Raw genomic sequence first — 1,255 nt, forward strand, 5'->3', positions numbered from 1 at the left:
CTCGCCCGCTCCATCACGGACCCGGATCTCCAGGCCGAGGCGCTGTGCAGTTTGGCTACCATCTTGGCCGATGTGGGGCGGTTCGACCAGGCCGAAGCCCTCGCCCGCTCCATCACCGACCCGCACCATCAGGCCCAAGCGCTCCGCAGTCTGGCCACTGCTTTGGCCAGAGCTGGCCGTTTCAACCTGGCCAAAACCGTCGCCCACACTGGTACCAACCCGTATTACCAAACTCAGATACTGAGTGATCTAGCTGGCGTCCTAAGCAAGGCCGGGCAGTTCGACCAGGCCGAAACCTTTGCCCGCACCATCAACAACCCGGATTTCCAGGCCGAGACCCTGATCGACCTCGCCGGAGACATGGTTAAGGCCGGACAGTTAGACCGAGCGGAAGCGCTCGCCCGCACCATCAACGACCCGGATTTCCATGCCGAGATTCTGAGCGACCTCACCGGGGCCTTCGCCATAGCCGGGCACTTCGACCGAGCTACTCAGGTGGCGCAACAAGCCGAAGTCCTCGCCCGCACCAGCGCCGATCCAGAATTCCAAGCCGAGATTCTGAGCGACCTGGCCGGATCCCTAGTAATAGCCGGGCAGCTCGACCAGGCTGAGGCCCTCGCCCGCTCTATCACCAACCCATATCGTCAAGCCCAAGCGCTACGCGGTCTGGTTGGCGTCATAGCTAAAGCCGGGCAACTCGATCAGGCGGAAGCTCTCGCTGCCCGAGCCTTTACGACTCCAGACCATCAAGCCGAGACCCTCACCGACCTAACCGGAGTCTTGGCCGAAGCCGGGCATCTCGACCGAGCCACGCGGGTGGCGCATCAGGCCGAAGCCCTCGCCCGTTCTATCATCGGCCCGTACCGCCAGGCCAGGGCACTGAGCAACCTGGTCGGTGTGCTGGCCAAGGTCGGGCAGCTCGATCAGGCCGAAGCCCTCGCCTGCACCATCAATCACACAGACCTCCGTGCCGAGACACTGGTCGATCTGGCCAGTGCCTTGGCTGTGGCTGGGCACCTTGACCAGGCCAAGCAGCTGGCGCAGCAGGCCGAAGCCCACGCCCGCACCATCACCGACCCAGATTCTCAAAACGAGGCACTAAGCAGCCTGGCCACCATCCTAGCCAACGCCGGCCATCACGACCAGGCTGAGGCTCTCGCCCGCACCATCACCGACCCAGGCCTCAAAGTCCAGGCGTTGAGCAGCTTGGCCACCGCCTTGGCTAAGGTCGGCCATCACGACCAGGCTGAGGCGT

General features: G+C 63.9%; 1 protein-coding gene. It reads left to right on the forward strand.

What is annotated here, in order from left to right:
• Positions 1 to 1,255 (forward strand): hypothetical protein (locus AB0K28_RS05945; RefSeq protein ID WP_364365621.1); only part of this gene is annotated, 1,255 nt, incomplete at both ends.

The sequence above is a fragment of the Nonomuraea sp. NPDC049504 genome, from assembly GCF_040676845.1.
GTDB classification, from domain to species: Bacteria; Actinomycetota; Actinomycetes; order Streptosporangiales; family Streptosporangiaceae; genus Nonomuraea; species Nonomuraea salmonea.